14 protein-coding genes and 1 pseudogene are annotated in these 17,729 nt (G+C 38.1%); 1 reads left to right on the forward strand and 14 read right to left on the reverse strand.

Features of this window, described 5'->3' with window-relative positions:
• Nucleotides 1-40: 40 nt before the first annotated feature.
• The 13 genes and pseudogenes from icd to V192_RS0109540 all read right to left on the reverse strand — a co-directional run bounded on the left by icd (nucleotide 41) and on the right by V192_RS0109540 (nucleotide 14,085).
• Complete coding sequence (gene icd, locus V192_RS0109480; protein WP_025871133.1) at nucleotides 41-1,318, reverse strand: NADP-dependent isocitrate dehydrogenase; 1,278 nt, start codon at nucleotides 1,316-1,318, stop codon at nucleotides 41-43.
• Nucleotides 1,315-2,460, reverse strand: a complete 1,146-nt coding sequence (locus tag V192_RS0109485) for a citrate synthase (RefSeq protein WP_025871135.1) — start codon at nucleotides 2,458-2,460, stop codon at nucleotides 1,315-1,317. The genes icd and V192_RS0109485 overlap by 4 nt, the downstream gene beginning before the upstream one ends.
• A gap of 269 nt (nucleotides 2,461-2,729) precedes the next feature.
• The gene (gene acnA / locus V192_RS0109490; RefSeq protein WP_025871138.1) at nucleotides 2,730-5,438 is read right to left on the reverse strand and encodes an aconitate hydratase AcnA; all 2,709 of its coding nucleotides are present in this window, start codon (nucleotides 5,436-5,438) and stop codon (nucleotides 2,730-2,732) included.
• 693 nt (nucleotides 5,439-6,131) lie between these two features.
• Complete coding sequence (locus V192_RS0109495) at nucleotides 6,132-7,523, reverse strand: oxaloacetate decarboxylase subunit alpha (RefSeq protein ID WP_025871140.1); 1,392 nt, start codon at nucleotides 7,521-7,523, stop codon at nucleotides 6,132-6,134.
• A complete protein-coding gene (gene citX / locus V192_RS0109500; RefSeq protein ID WP_239644631.1) occupies nucleotides 7,520-8,062 on the reverse strand; it encodes a citrate lyase holo-[acyl-carrier protein] synthase in 543 nt (180 codons plus the stop codon). The genes V192_RS0109495 and citX overlap by 4 nt, the downstream gene beginning before the upstream one ends.
• Nucleotides 8,055-9,584 carry a citrate lyase subunit alpha gene (gene citF, locus V192_RS0109505; protein WP_025871144.1) on the reverse strand — a complete coding sequence of 510 codons (1,530 nt, stop codon included), beginning with the start codon at nucleotides 9,582-9,584 and terminating at the stop codon, nucleotides 8,055-8,057. Before citF ends, citX begins: the two co-directional genes overlap by 8 nt.
• Before the next feature lies 1 nt (nucleotide 9,585).
• The gene (citE, locus tag V192_RS0109510; RefSeq protein WP_025871146.1) at nucleotides 9,586-10,473 is read right to left on the reverse strand and encodes a citrate (pro-3S)-lyase subunit beta; all 888 of its coding nucleotides are present in this window, start codon (nucleotides 10,471-10,473) and stop codon (nucleotides 9,586-9,588) included.
• Nucleotides 10,461-10,768, reverse strand: a pseudogene (gene citD, locus V192_RS19855) (citrate lyase acyl carrier protein). The gene citE and the pseudogene citD overlap by 13 nt, the downstream one beginning before the upstream one ends.
• A 12-nt stretch (nucleotides 10,769-10,780) precedes the next feature.
• Nucleotides 10,781-11,776, reverse strand: a complete 996-nt coding sequence (gene citC, locus V192_RS0109520; RefSeq protein ID WP_025871148.1) for a [citrate (pro-3S)-lyase] ligase — start codon at nucleotides 11,774-11,776, stop codon at nucleotides 10,781-10,783.
• A 13-nt stretch (nucleotides 11,777-11,789) separates the two neighbouring features.
• Complete coding sequence (locus V192_RS22595) at nucleotides 11,790-11,915, reverse strand: OadG-related small transporter subunit (RefSeq protein ID WP_086346868.1); 126 nt, start codon at nucleotides 11,913-11,915, stop codon at nucleotides 11,790-11,792.
• A gap of 35 nt (nucleotides 11,916-11,950) precedes the next feature.
• Nucleotides 11,951-13,066 carry a sodium ion-translocating decarboxylase subunit beta gene (locus V192_RS0109530; protein WP_025871151.1) on the reverse strand — a complete coding sequence of 372 codons (1,116 nt, stop codon included), beginning with the start codon at nucleotides 13,064-13,066 and terminating at the stop codon, nucleotides 11,951-11,953.
• A 44-nt stretch (nucleotides 13,067-13,110) separates the two neighbouring features.
• On the reverse strand, nucleotides 13,111-13,509 hold the full coding sequence (locus V192_RS0109535; RefSeq protein WP_025871154.1) for an acetyl-CoA carboxylase biotin carboxyl carrier protein subunit: 399 nt from the start codon (nucleotides 13,507-13,509) through the stop codon (nucleotides 13,111-13,113).
• Nucleotides 13,510-13,755: 246 nt separating this feature from the next.
• Entirely contained in the window at nucleotides 13,756-14,085 is a 330-nt protein-coding gene (locus tag V192_RS0109540; RefSeq protein ID WP_025871156.1) for a hypothetical protein, read from the reverse strand.
• 400 nt (nucleotides 14,086-14,485) lie between these two features.
• Here V192_RS0109540 and V192_RS0109545 point away from each other — a divergent pair, with 400 nt between their 5' ends.
• Nucleotides 14,486-15,829, forward strand: coding sequence for a CitMHS family transporter (locus tag V192_RS0109545; RefSeq protein WP_025871158.1), 1,344 nt, complete (start codon nucleotides 14,486-14,488; stop codon nucleotides 15,827-15,829).
• A 495-nt stretch (nucleotides 15,830-16,324) separates the two neighbouring features.
• Here V192_RS0109545 and brnQ read toward each other — a convergent pair whose 3' ends face one another.
• Nucleotides 16,325-17,671, reverse strand: coding sequence for a branched-chain amino acid transport system II carrier protein (brnQ, locus tag V192_RS0109550; RefSeq protein ID WP_025871159.1), 1,347 nt, complete (start codon nucleotides 17,669-17,671; stop codon nucleotides 16,325-16,327).
• Nucleotides 17,672-17,729 lie beyond the last annotated feature (58 nt).

The raw sequence follows: 17,729 nt of genomic DNA on the forward strand, positions 1-17,729 counted from the left end.
GGTTGGATCAGATGTACCCCCTTCTGACCCAACCTCGTTTTTAACTATTTTCAATAAGTCGAACTAACTCTTCTCCAAATCCCGAGCAACTTAATACTGTTGCGCCTTCCATTTGCTCTGCAAAATCCTTCGTAACAGTTTTATTGATTAAAGCTTCTTCTATACTTTTCGTGATTAACTGACTAGCCTCAGTCCAACCTAAATAATCAAACATCAATACGCCAGAAAGCAACAATGATGACGGATTCAACTGATTTAACCCTGCAAATTCAGGTGCGGTTCCGTGCGTTGCCTCAAAAATTCCATGCCCTGTTTCCAAATTTAAATTCGCTCCTGGAGCAATTCCGATCCCACCAACTTGAGCAGCTAATGCATCTGAAATATAATCTCCATTTAAATTCAAGGTGGCAATCACATCATACTTTTCAGGATGTAGTAAAATTTCTTGTAAAAAAATATCAGCAATTCGATCTTTAATGATTACTTTTCCAGCTGCCTCAGCTTTGGCTAATTGCTGGTCTGCCGCTTCCTTGCCATCCTTATTTTTAATTGCTAAGTACATTTCCCACGTGAATACACTGTCTGCAAATTCATTTACAGCCAACGCATAGCCCCAGTTTTTAAAACCGCCTTCTGTAAATTTCATGATGTTCCCTTTATGAACAAGCGTGACCGATTTTCGATTATTTTTCAAAGCATGTTCAATTGCCCCTCGAATTAAGCGTTCTGTTCCTTCTTTTGATACAGGCTTTATTCCGATTGCAGATGTTTCCGGAAAGCGAATCTTATTGACTCCAAATTCTGTTCTTAAATAAGAAATCAGTTTCTCCGCTTCTGGACTTTTTGCAGGAAATTCAATTCCAGCATAAATATCTTCCGTATTTTCTCTAAAAATCATCATATCTGTTTTTTCTGGGTGTTTTAATGGAGAAGGCACTCCTTCAAAATAACGGACCGGTCGATAACAGATATATAAATCTAATTCTTGTCGCAACGCTACATTCAATGAACGAATTCCTCCACCAATTGGCGTTGTTAATGGACCTTTGATCGCTATCAGGTGGCTTTTGATCGTTTCTAATGTTTCATCTGGCAACCAGCTACCAGTTTTATTAAATGCCTTTTCTCCAGCTAACACTTCTTGCCAAATTACTTTCCGAGATCCTTTATAGGCCTTATTTACAGCTACATCGAACACATTCTTAGCAGCTTGCCAAATTTCAGGCCCAATTCCATCTCCTTCAATAAAAGGAATAATCGGAAAATCAGGAACGACTAATGCCCCATTTTCCAACACAACTTTCTTTCCACTTGTCATGCTTCCATGCCTCCCGAATGTAATCTCGTGTTCAAGTCACTATACTTCAACTGTTTAGGACCAATATAGTGCGAGCGAGGTCGAATTAAGCAATCTTCTTTCTTCTGTTCATCAATATGGCCTAACCAACCAGAAACTCGACTCATTGCAAAAATCAACGTAAATAAATCACTATCAATATCTAAACAATGATACACCGTTGCAGAATAAAAATCGACGTTTGGAATCAAGCCTTTGGTCTCTTTTAAATAGTGCTCTACTTGGCAAGATAAAAAGTACCACTGTTCTTTTTTAGCAATCGCTGTTAACTCTTTAGCCAGTTTTTTCAAATGTTTTTTCCTTGGATCTTCGGTTTTATAAACACGATGCCCAAAGCCCATAACTTTTTCTTTACGATCTAATTTTTGATTTAGATAGTCTTCTACATTTAAATTTTTAGAATCAATTTCTTTTAACATATCAAATACTTTCTCATTAGCGCCCCCGTGAAGTGGGCCTTTTAAAGAACCAATTGCAGCCGTAATGCAAGAATAAACATCTGACAATGTAGATGCACAGACTCTAGCTGTAAACGTACTGGCGTTTAAATCATGATCTGCGTGTAGCACTAGCGCTTGATTCATAGCTTCAACTTGCACAGGATCTGCTTGCACTCCTGTTAGCATATACAGAAAGTTTGCTGCCAACGATAAATCACTTCGCGGAGAAATAGGATCAAGACCTTTTCTCAAACGGGCATATGCAGCAATAATCGTGGGCATTTTTGCTTGTATCGAAATACTTTGCTGATACGCCGAAATTTCATCTGTTGCTTCAGCATTTGGATCAAATACGCCTAATAATGAAATCGTTGAACGCAACACACTCATTGGATGAAGATTTTGGCGTGTTTGGATTTTTAAACACGTAATGATCGTATCAGATATCGGCATTTGTAAAGATAGTTCTTGTTTGAATTTTGTCAACTCTTCTTTTGACGGTATTTTTAAATACCATAATAGATAAATCACTTCTTCAAATTGAACATTCTCAGCAACTAAATCATCAATATTAAAACCTGCAAAAAGCAGTTGATTTTCTACGATCGAACTAATTTTTGTTTCAGAGACAACGACTCCGTCTAACCCTCTGTGAATCTCCATCCAATCCCTCCTTATTTTAAAAGCGTAGTAGGCTCGTTTAACTCCGACTAGAAAATAGGAACCGATGACTGAGGTGCTCTTTGCCTCATTCATCAGTTATCTTTTTTCCGAGAGACTAGCCATGCAGCTAGATAACATACAGCGTAACCGTCAATTTTACTTTGCCTAAAAAATTGGAATTGATCTTTTCCAATGAATCAGCCTATCTAGCTAAAGAGAAGTAAAATAACAACCTTCATGTCATTTTATCTTATATTTTTTATCTAGAATTACCCTTGAAGTTTCTTACGAATCACCATTGGCAAAATGCCACCATGCTGATAATAGGTGATATCAACAGCCGAATCAAAACGAAGGATGGTTTCAAATTGAATGATTTCTCCATTCGTTTTCGTTGCAGTAACAACTACCGTATCTAAAATCCCTTTGGTCTCATCAATAGCAATGTCAAATAACTCGGTTCCTGTTAGTCCTAAGCTATCCGCATCTTCACCTGGCTTGAACTGTAATGGTAAAACACCCATCATAACTAAGTTAGAGCGGTGGATTCGCTCATAACTTTTCGCAATAACTGCCTCAACGCCTAATAGTTGAACACCTTTAGCTGCCCAGTCTCTTGATGAGCCCATCCCGTAGTCATCACCTGCTAAAATCACGAGCTTCGTATCTTGTTTTTGATACTTCATTGCTGCGTCATAAATAGCCATCTTTTCTTGCGTTGGTGCAAAAATAGTATAGCCACCTTCTACATCTGGTACTAGCTGATTGCGAATGCGAATATTAGCTAATGTTCCTCTCATCATCACTTCATGGTGACCACGTCTGGCACCATAAGAGTTAAATTCACGAACTGGTACCCCTCGATCTATCAAATACTCACCTGCTGGACTATTTTTTTGAATGTTTCCAGCAGGAGAAATGTGATCGGTTGTTACAGAATCACCAAACTTAGCTAAGACAGCTAATTGTTTTAATGGTTTTCTAGGTTCTCTTTCTTTAGTCATTCCTTCAAAATAAGGTGGATTCGCAATGTAAGTAGATGCTTCTTCCCAACCGTATAGCGGCTTATCATCAGTTTCGATACGATTCCATTCTTCATTGTCACTAAAGACTCGTGCATATTCTTGTTTATATAGTTCAGGTGTCACACATTCATCGATCAGTGTTTGAATTTCATCACGAGTTGGCCATAAATCGTTGAAGTAAACCGGGATATCATTTTCACCAAAACCAATTGGTTCATGGAGTACATCAAGGTTTACTGTTCCAGCTAATGCGTATAAAACAACAAGTGGTGGTGAAGCTAAATAATTTGCTTTAACTAATGGATGAATACGTCCCTCAAAGTTCCGATTTCCACTTAAAACGCCTGACATTAGAAGATCATTTTCTTTTATGACTTCTTCCACTTCTGGCTTCAACGAACCTGAATTACCAATACACGTTGTACAACCATACCCTACCAAATGAAAACCTAGTTCTTCTAAGTAAGGCAATAATCCAGCTTTTTCTAAATAAGCTGTTACGACTTTTGAACCTGGTGCTAAAGAAGTTTTTACATAATTTGGTACTTTTAACCCAAGCTGAGCAGCTTTTTTAGCTACTAATCCTGCACTTAACATCACAAATGGATTTGATGTGTTTGTACACGAGGTGATTGCTGCAATCGCTACTGCTCCTGGTTTTAATTCATGATGCACGCCCTCTAAATCTAACGCAACACTTTGCTCCTGTTGTTTTTTAGATAATCCATATCCTTGCAAACCTTCTGGCGCATTTATTGCTTGTTCAAATGCTTCTTTCATTTCTGATAAAGGAACGAGATCTTGTGGTCTTTTTGGTCCGGCAAGGTTGGCCTCAATTTCACTTAAATCAATTTCAATGACCTTAGTATAATTCGGCTCTAAATCATTTAAAGGCTCATAAAATAATTGATTTTCCTTCAAATAACGTTCGGTAACTGATACCGCTTCTGCTTCCCTCCCTGTTAGTCGCAAATAACGAATCGTTTCCTCATCGACAGGAAAAAAACCACACGTTGCGCCATATTCAGGTGCCATATTAGCTACAGTTGCCCGATCAGCCAAACTTAAACTAACTAAGCCTGCCCCAAAGAATTCAACAAATTTCCCAACCACTTTTTGTTCTCTTAATACTTGAGTTACTTTTAAAGCCAAATCGGTCGCCGTTGCGCCTTGAGATAACTCATTGACAAAGCGAACACCAACAACTTCGGGAATTGGAAAATAAGAGGGTTCACCAAGCATACTCGCCTCGGCCTCAATTCCGCCAACACCCCAACCTAATACCCCTAATCCATTGACCATCGTTGTATGTGAATCTGTTCCAACTAAGGTATCAGGATAGAGTAAAATCGTACCATCCTCTAGTTTTTTCTGTGTCACAACAGAAGCTAAATATTCAATATTGACTTGATGAACAATGCCTGTTGCAGGTGGTACGACCCGATAATTATCAAAAACTTTTTGAGCCCAACTTAAAAAACGATAACGCTCTTGATTGCGTTGAAACTCCATTTTCATATTTAACTGTAACGCTTGTTTGACCCCAGCTACATCCACTTGAACAGAATGATCCACAACCAAATCAACAGGAACTTCGGGATTTATAGTCGTAGGATCGCCACCAAAATCAGCGATTGTTTTTCGTAAAGATGCTAAATCAACGACCGCTGGCACACCTGTAAAATCCTGAAGAATTACTCGAGCTGGTTTAAATGGGACTTCGCCTTTATTTGGATGAGACGCTGACCATTGGGCTAAATTTTCAATATGCTCTTGCGTGATACCGATACCATTTTCCTGACGCAATAAAGATTCCAACAATACCCGAATACTAAACGGTAACTTTGAAACAAACTGATCTTGTTCCGTTTCTAATGAAGCTAATGAATAATATTGATACTTCTGATCCTTCATTTCAAAAACTTTTTCTGAAGATTGCTTACTCGTAATCAAAAACATCCCTCCTAATTTAAAAGCGTAGCAGGCTCGTTCTGGCTTGACAGGAAAATAGGAAAAATTGATTGAGACGCTTTTTGTCTCACTCCTTTTTTATCTTTTTCCCGAAAGGCTAGCCTGTGAAGCTAGATAACAATAAAAGCGTAGCAGGCTCGTTCAGCTCTGGCAGGAAAATAAGAAAATACGTTTGTAACGCTTTTCGTCACAAGCAGATTTTATCCTTTTTCTGTAAAGCTAGCCCATATAATCAACTATCTCAATTCATAACTATGTACAGTATCAAAAACCGTATCTCCATATATGACTTGATTTTAGCCATTATAACGGCATTATAAATAAATGTAAACCTTTATAACGATGAGAAAAGTCAGATTAATTCACACTATTATGTTATGATTATGTCATATAATAGAAGCTGATAACTAAAAGCTTTATCTCATGTTATACTATTTTAAAAAGCATAAAATTAGCTATATTACATCTTTTTCACATTTGAATCTAATTTTAAGCTCATAATAAAAAACGAAAAACTTCTCTCTGAAGATGTGACATTTACTAAGTCATTTTCACTCTATTTCCACTGATTTTTACCGCTTTCATGTAAGACAAAAAGAATTTTTTCTAGTTAATAAATTTTTTAAGAAATAGCAAAAAGCGTTGCGAAATCGACTGATTTCACAACGCTTCTCATTAAATATCTATCGTAACTTTCACTTCTTGCATTGGAACATCATAAAAGCGATCTTCTCTTCTTCCTAAGAAATCTTTTCCTTGTTGCGGGAATAACGCATACATCAATACATCTTCAGTTGATTTTGCATATTCTTCAATTTCTTTTTTGTATATAGGAAGCTCTGGTGTTAATAGATCTGCTGGTCTAACTGTAATTACTTCTTCTTCACCAATGATCAGTTTGGTCATTTCTTCGGAAATCGCAACAGGTGGTTTTCCATACAGTCCTTTAACATAGTCTTTGATCTCTTTAGGAATCATTTTGTAGCGCTCTCCACTGATCACATTCATTACAGCTTGTGTTCCTACCATTTGTGACAATGGCGTTACAAGTGGCGGATAGCCTAGATCTGCACGAACTTTCGGTACTTCTCTTAAGACTTCTTCATACTTATCTGCTAGCCCTTGTTCTGTTAACTGACTGAGCAAATTCGATAACATGCCACCGGGTACTTTATAGATCAGTGTTTTTGGTTCTGTATCTTTCACTTTAGGATTTAACAAACCTTCTTCTCTAAATTTATCACGAATCGGATTAAAATAGTCAGCTGCTTCTGCGACTTTTTTCATATCTAAATGCGTATTATATCCTAAATTTTCTAAAGCAAGTGCCATTGACTCTGTGGCTGGTTGACTTGTTCCACCAGAAAATGAAGAAATGGCTGTATCAATGATATCCGCTCCTGCTTCCACCGCTTTCAAATAAGTCATCTCAGAAATACCGCTAGTCGCATGTGTATGAACTTCCAAAGGTACTTGGATTTTACTCTTAATTTCTGTGACCAAACGATAAGCATCGTCAGGTGTGAGAATTCCTGCCATATCTTTGATACAGATCGAATCAGCCCCCATTTTTTCAAGTTCTGTCGTTAATCCCACAAAATAGTCAATTGTATGAAACTCACTGGTCGTATATGAGATTGCTGGCTGACAATGACCACCGAACTTCTTTGTTGCTTCAATCGAAGTTTGTAAGTTTCTTGTATCATTTAACGCGTCGAAAACACGAATAATATCAATCCCGTTTTCAATTGATTTTTGTACGAAGGCTTCTACAACATCATCGGCGTAATTTTTATAACCAAGTAAATTTTGTCCTCGTAAAAGCATTTGCAGCTTTGTTTTTTTAGTCGCTTTTCGAATCGCTCTTAGTCGTTCCCAAGGATCTTCATTCAAAAAACGAATACAAGCATCAAATGTTGCTCCGCCCCACATTTCTAAGGCGTGATAACCTGCTTCATCCAGAGTTTGAATGATCGGTAACATATCACTTGTCGGCATTCGTGTAGCAATTTGACTTTGTTGGCCATCACGAAGCACAGTTTCTGTAAAAAGGATTTCTTTTGTCATTTCATCCTTCCTTTCTCAATAAGTTGACGAATTGCTTGCTGCATCTCTTCTACGCTATGATTCCTTTGTCTCCCACAAACTTTTGCTTCTTCTTCACAGATAAAACAAATTCTTGGCTTGTGATTTAGTTCAGTCCGGCTAACAGAACATAGGGTTTTTGCTTTTTGATAAATAACATCTAAATCCATTAAGCGGCCGTAGACATGCGTTTCTTCAATTTCAATTAGTTTTTCCTTCAGCTCTTCTGGTGTTTCATTAAGGACTAGATAATATTCAGAACCTGTTTTTAACTCTCGCTGTTTATGCGCAACTATTTTTTCAGGAGGAAAAAGAATATTGATCTCTTTAATGACAGTTAAAAAGGCATGTTTTAGCTGCTCGTTGGTCTTGACAGGTCCTGGAATATTCATCGTAGCGCTTAACAAGGCACATGTAGGATATTGTTGTAATAGATCTTGCTGGATACTTACTCGTTTCTCTCGAGCATCCAGCATTTCTATCAGTGTAGTCGTTTCTCCCTTTAAATGGGTTTTAGACATTTCTAACCACATCAATAATTGAACCATCACGATATTCGATCAATGCAACAACTTTATCTCCATAGTTGATTGCATCTGGTCTATCTACGATACTATAGGCTTTTTCCTGAAGTTCTTTCATCGTTAATTGCGGAACGTCTAAGGCCTTAAAATGTTCTACTAAATCTTGTCGTGCCTGATTGATTGCTATTCCAACTTCTGTCACCACAACATCAATGCTACTGCCAGGTGTTACCACTGTATTCACTTCTTCAACAATTGTTGGAATTCTACCTCTGATCAATGGTGCGATCACTAAGCTCATCTTACAAGCCGCACTAGTATCCGAATGTCCTCCAGATGCCCCGCGAATCACACCATCTGATCCTGTAATAACATTGACATTGAAATTTGTATCAATTTCTAGTGCCGAAAGAATGGCGGTGTCTAGCTGATTGATCACAGAGCCTTTACTTAATGGCGAAGCATACATGTTTGCATCGATTTCGTAGTGATTTTCATTTTTGCCTAAAGAAACGGCAGACGGATGATCAAAATCTTGGACATCGATGATTTTTTCAACTAATCCTTCTTCCAACAATTCAACCATTGCATTTGTAATACCACCTAGAGCAAAACTAGCAGTAATACCATCTTTGATCATTGCCTCTTTCAAGAATCTAGAAACAGCTAGGGCTGCGCCTCCTGTTCCTGTTTGGAAAGAGAAGCCATTTTTATAATAAGGCGAATGTGTGATGACTTTCGCTGCATATTCTGCAATCAATAATTCTTTCGGATTTTTTGTAAAACGCGTAGCGCCTTTGGCAATCCCATCAGGATCACCGATCGCGTCAACTTCTACGACAAAATCCACATCAGTTTGTGGGATACTGATTGGTGTGTTCGGATAAGGCATCAAGCTATCTGTAATGACTACTACTTGATCTGCATACTTCGCATCAATCATGGCATAACCTAATGAACCACATGTTGCTTTGCCTTTCGTTCCATTTACATTACCATAGGCATCTGAACTTGGTGCACCTAAAAAGGCCACATCAATATGAATATCTCCGGTAGCAATTGCTCTAGCACGACCACCATGCGAACGTATTACAACTGGATTGTCCATGATCCCTTCAGAGATCGCCGCGCCAACTTTATCACGCAATCCACTAGAGGTAATATTTGTCACGACGCCATTTTTGATATGTTCGATCAATGGTTCATGTACATTAGCAATCGAGCTAGGTGCAATCGATAGATTTTTGATTCCTAACGCAGCGATTTCTTCTAGTACCCTATTCATCACAAAATCACCTTCGCGAAAATGATGATGGAAAGAAATCGTCATACCATCTTTTAATCCTGTTTTTTCAATGGCCTCTCTCAAACTACCTAACAGCTTCGTATCTCTTGGTCTGACCGGATTAATCGTGCGGCTGGCTTCTTTGTATTCGTGAATATTCGCTAGCTCCCCTTTAAATAAACCATATTGTTCAGCATAATTATCTGGAATTTCTTTGCCTACATTATTTTTCATTTTAGACTTCCTCCTCAGAAATTAATTTTGCTGCAATCGCTAACGCAATTACTCGCTCTGCTCGTTCAACAATCGGTTTATCCACCATTTTCCCATTGACTGAAATCACGCCTGAACCTTTTGCTTCGGCTTCGCGAATACCCCAAATCACTTCTTTGGCATTTTGAATTTCTTTTTCAGTCGGTTCATAGACACTGTTAACTAATGGTATTTGACGCGGATTGATGACAGATTTACCATCAAAGCCTAATTGTTTGATCAGCTCAACTTCAGCTAAGAACCCTTGTGTATTATCAACATCTGAATATACAGTATCAATTGCTGCAATTCCGGCTGCTCTTGCTGAGTGTAAAATAAAACTACGAGCAAAAAACAATTCTTGACCATCTGGGTAACGATGTGTTTTCATATTCGTTACATAATCCTCTGCTCCAAGTGCGATACCAATCAATCGATCACTTGCACATGCAATTTCTCGGGCGTTCAAAACACCTTCAGCTGATTCGATTGCCGCCATCATTTTAGTTTTTCCAACACTAATGCCATATTTTGTTTCCATTTCAGTGATCACTGCCGCAACATCAATAATATCTTGAGCTGTTTCTGTCTTTGGTAGACGAATCACATCAACACCTGCCAAAACCATCGCTTCAACATCTTGGCGACCAACTGTATCTAACCCATTGATTCGCACAACTGTTTCTACAGTTGAGTAATCAAATGTCCGCAAAGCATTATACACAAGCAGACGAGCACTATCTTTTTCTTTTAAAGAAACAGCATCTTCTAGGTCAAACATCAATGAATCAGCGCCATATAAGGTTGCATCTCTAAGCATTGAAGCATTGGCTCCAGGTACAAACATCATCGTTCTTCTTAAGCGTTCCATGTATTTAACACCTGCCAATCTACATTTTCTTCGCCAGCAGCACGATAAACTGCCGCAATAGTCCGCGCTTCGATCGTACAATCTAGCGCTCCTTTGTCTACTGCATTGACCTTCACATTCGTTACTTCTAATTTTTCCAATGTTTCTTGAATTTTCGCTCGAATCTGACGACCAAATTGTTTTTCAACACTGCTATCTAAATCAATTTGAATCCCCTTTACTTCATTTTGATCGAGCATGATCAAATGTCGCTTGATTCTGTTGTACCTGCGGATGCGTTTTGCTTAATTTCCAAAATGGACACCTCTTATTCTTTTTTTTGATTCATTATTTCTTTGAATGTACTATCAGGAACAAGCGATTTTATTGCTTCATACGCTTGTTTTTCCATTAAAGCTCGGACCCTTGAAGCACTGATCACTTCATTATCCGCTGTTTTTCTAGGTAGAACGATCAAGTTCAATGCAGAAGAAAATACTTTTTTCATTGCTTGATTATAGATATTTGTCACAGGTGACAATGGTTCTTCCCCAACAAACCTTGTCGTAATATCTAAAATAGGTGCAATTTTCTCTTTAAAGAGTGTCGCATCCAATTCTGCTTGAACTTTTGCTACATTGTCTTTTGCTTGGTTTTTTAAAAAATATGAAGGAAATGTTGCGCTTGAAACGATATATTCTCTTGTCGGTAAAACAACGACATTTGATAAATGACTAGTTCCTTCTTTTACCAATTCAAAACGTGTCTTTGCATCAAATAAGGAGCGTTCCTCAGACAAAACAAAGAGATAAACTGTTTCAGTACGTTTAGCTGCTTCTGTAACTAAATATAAATGACCATTCGTAAATGGGTTTGCATTCATTACGATTGCTGCATTTTGTTTTGTCATTCGTTGCTGCTTTTTGAGTTCCACTAAATAATCTTCAAAATCAGGAAAACCTTGCTCCATAAAAACTAGTTCGGCTGTTGCCGCAATTTCAGTAAAGCCTAAAGAGCGAAATAGCTTACTAGTTTCTGGCTTTGTATACAAAAAATAATGCTGATAGCCTATTTCCTGCAGCCTTTCACGTAATGCTTGAACGATTTGAGAAAGCAGGTTTTCATTTTGATAAGAGGAGTCAATTGCAACACATTTCAAAATATTTCTAAAAATCGATCCTGTTCCAATCAACTGCTCCTGATCAAAGATGCCGATTGTATAGTCTAACTGATCATCAGGTAGTAGATCAGCCGCAGCTAGAAAATCTGACCACTGCTGTTTTCCTACCTGATCTCGATCAAGCCAAATTCTTCTGACATTCATTTCTTACCACTTCCTACTTCTTCGGTGGAAATAATTTATTCAACATAAAAGACGCAAAGTAAATCACGAAAATGACAACAAACACGCCACCCCATCCAAAAACCAAAAGTTCCAATGATTTAAGTAAATCAGCTGACATAAGCCAAACCCCTTTCCTTTTCTTCTATTAAAATTCTAGGCAAGTAATGCTAGTAATAAACCGCCTGCAATAACAGACGCAATTTGTCCAGATACATTCGCACCTGCTGCATGCATTAAAATAAAGTTCTGTGGATCTTCATCTGTTGCCATTTTTTGGATCACTCGACTAGACATTGGAAAGGCAGAAATCCCAGCTGCACCAATCATCGGATTGATTTTTTCTTTTCTAAACAGATTCAATAATTTGGCAAACAAAACACCACCAACTGAATCCATGATAAAGGCAACTAATCCAAGACCAATGACCATTAAGGTATCAACTTGTAAAAATTCTTCGTACTGCATTTTTACTGAAATCGCCAATCCAAGCACAATACTGATTAGGTTTACCAACTCATTTTGAGCCGTCACAGATAAACGATCCAAGACGCCACATTCACGTAATAAGTTCCCAAACATTAAGAAACCAACTAACGGAAGCGAAACCGGCGCTACTAAGCCAGCAACGACCGTGATCACGATAGGGAATAAAATCTTCGCTGTTTGTGATACTTCACCAGCACGATAAGTCATGCGGATTTTGCGTTCTTTTTTCGTTGTAACTGCTTTGATTGCCACAGGCTGAATGATCGGAACCAAGGCCATATATGAATAAGCTGCCACCATAATTGCACCCATGTATTTCGAATTCAACGTATTCGCAACGAAAATAGAGGTTGGTCCATCAGCTGCTCCGATAATCCCGATAGAAGCCGCATCATTTAAATCAAAACCTAATAGAACGGCTGCAATAATCGTAAAGAAAATCCCAAATTGCGCGGCTGCTCCGAACAATAATAAAAATGGATTTTGTAATAATGGCCCAAAATCGATCATAGCGCCAATGCCGATAAATAGTAATAATGGAAATAACTCTGTTGAAATTCCCATATCAAACAACACTTGAAACGGGCCTGCTTCGCCGCCCGCACTTAGTACACCTGAATTGGGAAAATTGACTAAAATCGTTCCTAATCCCATTGGAACGAGTAAGGTAGGTTCGTACTCTTTTTTGATCCCTAAGTACATCAGGATGGCTCCAATCAGCATCATTACAATACGACCAGGCTCCTGTCCCATTCCCACTACGCCTTCAATTAATGTTTCCACAAACGTCACTTCCTCTTTTAAAATTTAACTACTTTTTTATTTATTTAACCGATTGTAATCAATGGTTCTCCCGGATTGACCATCTCACCTTGTTGAACATGGATCCCTGTGACCGTGCCAGCTTTGCCAGCAACGATTTCATTTTCCATTTTCATCGCTTCAAGAATCATTAATGGCTGATTTTCTTGGACAGTATCACCAACATTTACCAAGATTTTCAAGATAGTTCCAGGCATTGGTGATGGCATGGCATCGTTTCCGGCCGGCGTGTTTGCAATAGGTGCTGTTGGTTCAGTTGCAGGTGTTGGTGTTGGTGTCGCTTCTTCTACAGGAGCCACTGGTGCAACAGGTGCTGCGATTGGTGCTTGGGGTACCCCACCAATTTCTTCCATTTCTACTAAATACTCTTTTCCATCAATTGAAATTTTAAACTTACGTAACATTTTTTCTCCTCCTAAAATTTAAAGTGTAATGGACTCGTTGAGACTCGACTGAAAAATAGGAAATTATGACTGAGGTGCTTTTTGCCTCATTCATCATTTATCTTTTTTCCGAGAGTCTAGCCCATGAAACTAAATAATACATCTGTAACAACGTTCCGTTTCACTTCACCTTGTACGTTTCAACATCAGTACATCTCATAATGTACCTTTAAAAAAACGAATCGATACAGTCCAGTAATCCAAAAACTAATTCGTTCTTTTCTCCTTGATTGACTGAATGACAAACTGGCTTTTTGTGTGATCAGCTGATGCAATACTGGTGGCGATCACAGAAACCAGTTGTGCTTCTGGATTTCTTTTTGAAATGCGTTTAATCACAAACTCACTTTCTGGTTGATTCCCAGCAGCGATTGCTGTTGCAATTAATGAAACAAATTGATACTCTGTGCTATCTACTGGGATATATCCTGCAATTTCTTGCCACTCCTCTTTTTCCTCTATAGTAGAAAAAAGTAGTTGCTCCTCTGTTTTCATTTCTGCTTTTTCTTTATTAAACAGCCGTTCAAATAGACCCATGAACTCACATCCTTTCTGTTTATGAATTCATTATAGGTAAAAACGATTACAATAAAATGAAATCATCAAGCCTGAATTGTTCTTTCGCTGTTCCTCTTCACGCTAAATCCTTTAAAACACAAAAAAACGCTGATATATCAACGTTTCTACGCATTTAAGGTTTTATTAATATCTTATTAACATCTCTTTAAGAAACCGCTCCCATTTGTGTTTTTTTGGTGTTCTTTTTCCTCTTCTCGTCTATTTATCTAAACTTTCTTCGATTAAACTTAGCCTTGTTAAACGAAACAAGAAAGGGCTTTCTGAATTTACCTGACTGTTATTTTTCTATAGACCCAACACCACAAAGAGAGGCCCGATTGTTTCGGAGAACGAATTTAGTGTTGAAGGAGAGAAAAAAATGTTATTAACTGTTTTGTCTTATGTGATGATCATCGTCTTCATGTTTGTCATCATGAAAAAGAAAATGTCACCGTTTACAGCTTTGGTTTTGATTCCACTGATTTTTGCCCTGATCGCAATGTTTGCGGGTGTTTCTAAGAAAGGCTCTATTGGAGACTTTGTTATGGAAGGAATCAAAACAACATCCACCACAGGTATCATGTTATTGTTTGCCATTCTTTATTTTTCAATCATGCTGGATGCTGGGTTATTTGACCCAATCACGAAAAAAATGATCCACATTGCAAAAGGCGATCCGATGAAAGTACTGATCGCTACAGCTGTTGTTGCAGCGGCCGTTTCTCTTAACGGAGATGGTACAACAACAACCTTGATTTGCTGTTCTGCTTTTATTCCTATTTATAAAAAATTGGATATGAAATTAATGAACTTAGCGGTTATTGTTATTTTGCAAAATACGATCATGAACTTACTTCCTTGGGGTGGACCGACAGCTCGCGCGATGAGTGTGTTGAATGTTGGGGCTGAAATTTTAGCTTATTTAATTCCTGGAATGATCATTGCCTTACTTTATGTCATTTTCATCGTTGCACCTTCAATGGGTAGAAAAGAACGTGCTCGTCTAGGAATCAAACAACTGACAGATGAAGAAATCGATGCAATGACAACTGTTACAGATGAAGAAACCTTAGCAATTCGTCGACCTAAAATTTGGCTATTCAATGCGATCTTAACGATTTCTTTGATTGCGTTGTTAGTAACAGATTCATTCGTTGGACTTGGTTTACCACCGTTGTTCTTATTCTTAACAGGTACTGTGATTGCGTTGATGGTCAATTATCCTGTATTGAAAGATCAATCTAAACGGATCGGTGCAAATGGCGGCGATGCTGTGCAAGTAGTTATTTTAGTGTTTGCTGCTGGTGTTTTCATGGGACTTTTCCAAGGGACTGGTATGGCAGATGCATTAGCTCAAAGTTTCACAAAAATCATTCCAAATCAATTGGCTGGTTTCTGGGGCTTAGTGATTGCGTTGATTTCCGCTCCTGGTACCTTCTTTATTTCAAATGATGGATTCTACTTTGGTGTGCTACCTGTCTTAGCCGAAGCTGGACGTGCTTATGGTTTCACTGATATGCAAATGGCGTTAGCTTCCTTGATGGGACAAGCATTCCACTTGTTAAGTCCATTAGTTGCCTTCATCTATCTATTACTTCGTTTAACTGGTTTAGATATGGGGCAATGGCAAAAAGAATCAGCGAAATGGGCGTTAGGTATTTTCGTTATCTTTGTTGTAACAATCATTTTGACTGGTCATATGCCACTTTATATTCCGCAATAAAAAACTTATTCCTTGAAAAGGCTGAGACAAAAGCGTTTAGCTCCTAGAACCAAGTAGGTACTGTGCAACATCAACTCGTACCTCGTTGTGTTTTACAGCAATAAGAGGGAATTTACGAAAATTGCCAAGAATCACAGTGGTTTTACGAACTGATGATGATTGGTACCTACTTGGTGCTTTTCAAATTTTTGTGACCAAGTAGGTACTGTTTTACATCAGCTCATGCTTCGCTGTGTTTCATAGCAATTCCAGCTTATTTCCGAAGGAGCTGCTTTTTTCTCGCCGTTTATTCGATTTTAAAGCGGACATCAAAACTGATTTTTAGTTTTGTCCCACCCACGCATAAAATCCAAATAAATAGTGACAAACAAGCAGCACCTTCTTAGTCCTTGAAGCTAGGCGCTTTTGCTCCAACCTAGGTCGCATGTACCCTGATAAATAGTATGATCAGTTATAGTGCTATGGTGTGTATTATTCAAATTCACATCAGATCAATTATAGTGCTTCTTTTTTAAATGTAATCCAAATCAAACCAATTAAGAAACCGATGGTCGCAGGTACTACCCAACCCATGCCTATAGTAAATAAAGGCAGGTATTTTTCTGCATTAGCTAAAATAGCTGTAACGACTGTTTGGTTTTTAACAAATTCTGGAGCACTATTCAACGCATCAAGCAGTGCAGCAAACAAAGTTACATAAGTAGTCATGCGGTAGACTTCTTTTCGGTGACGGAATAAAGGACTGATGATCACTAAAATCATCAATGTCATTGCTAATGGATAAAGAAACATCAAAACAGGAACCGAAAACTGAATAATATTTGTTAGACCAACATTTGCAAATAAGCAAGGTAAAATACTAGCTGCTGCAATATAGAAGGCATAAGAACCTTTTGGAAACAGTTCGCTGAACGTTTCAGAACAAGCTGTAATCAATCCAATCGCCGTTTTTAAACAAGCTAAAATAACAATAAAAGCGAGTAAAATACTGCCTAAATTACCCAAGTAATGGTTAGCAATCTGCGCTAAAGCAATCCCACCATTCTCACTAAGAGGGAATTTTCCTAAACTCATCGTTCCCATGTAAGATAATAGCGTATAAATGATTCCCATCAAGATAATGCTGATTGCACCAGATTTTATTGTATCTTTAGCAATATCATTTGGCTTTTCTACACCCATGCCTCTAATTGTTGAAACAATGATGATTCCAAAAGCAAGAGAAGCCAGTGCATCTAATGTATTATATCCTTCAGTAAAGCCCTTGAAAAAAGGATTTGTTGCATAAGTTTCAGCGACAGGCGCAGAAGATACAGATCCTAACGGAGTCAGAAAAGCAAATAAAATCAAAATAGCCAATAAAGATAAAAATAATGGATTTAAAAATTTGCCTACATAACCTAATAATTTAGTCGGCTTACGTGAAAAGGCCCAGGCGACTAAAAAGAACAGCGCTGAAAAGATTGCTAAAATCAATTTATGCTGATCGCTTGGAATAAAAGGAGCCAACCCAATTTCAAACGATGTCGTTGCTAAACGGGGTAATGCAAAGAACGGTCCAATCGTCAGATATAATAATACAGTAAAAGCAACGGCATAACGACGGTTGACCCGAGTCGCTAAATCAAAAACTCCATTACTTTTGGAAATACCGATAGCAATCACACCTAAAAACGGTAAGCCAATTCCTGTAATCAAAAAGCCCAGATTAGCTAGAAAAATACTAGCGCCAGCTTCTTGCCCCATATGAACAGGAAAAATCAGATTTCCAGCTCCGAAAAATAGGCCAAATAGCATGGAACCAACATAAAGGTAATCGCGCCATGATAATTTCTTTGTCACACTTCAACACTCCTTAAACTTTGTCCTTACTAAAAGTACCAGAATAAGAAGGGTACAG

Origin of the sequence: Enterococcus crotali, assembly GCF_000633635.1 — a bacterium.
Taxonomy (GTDB): domain Bacteria; phylum Bacillota; class Bacilli; order Lactobacillales; family Enterococcaceae; genus Enterococcus_L; species Enterococcus_L crotali.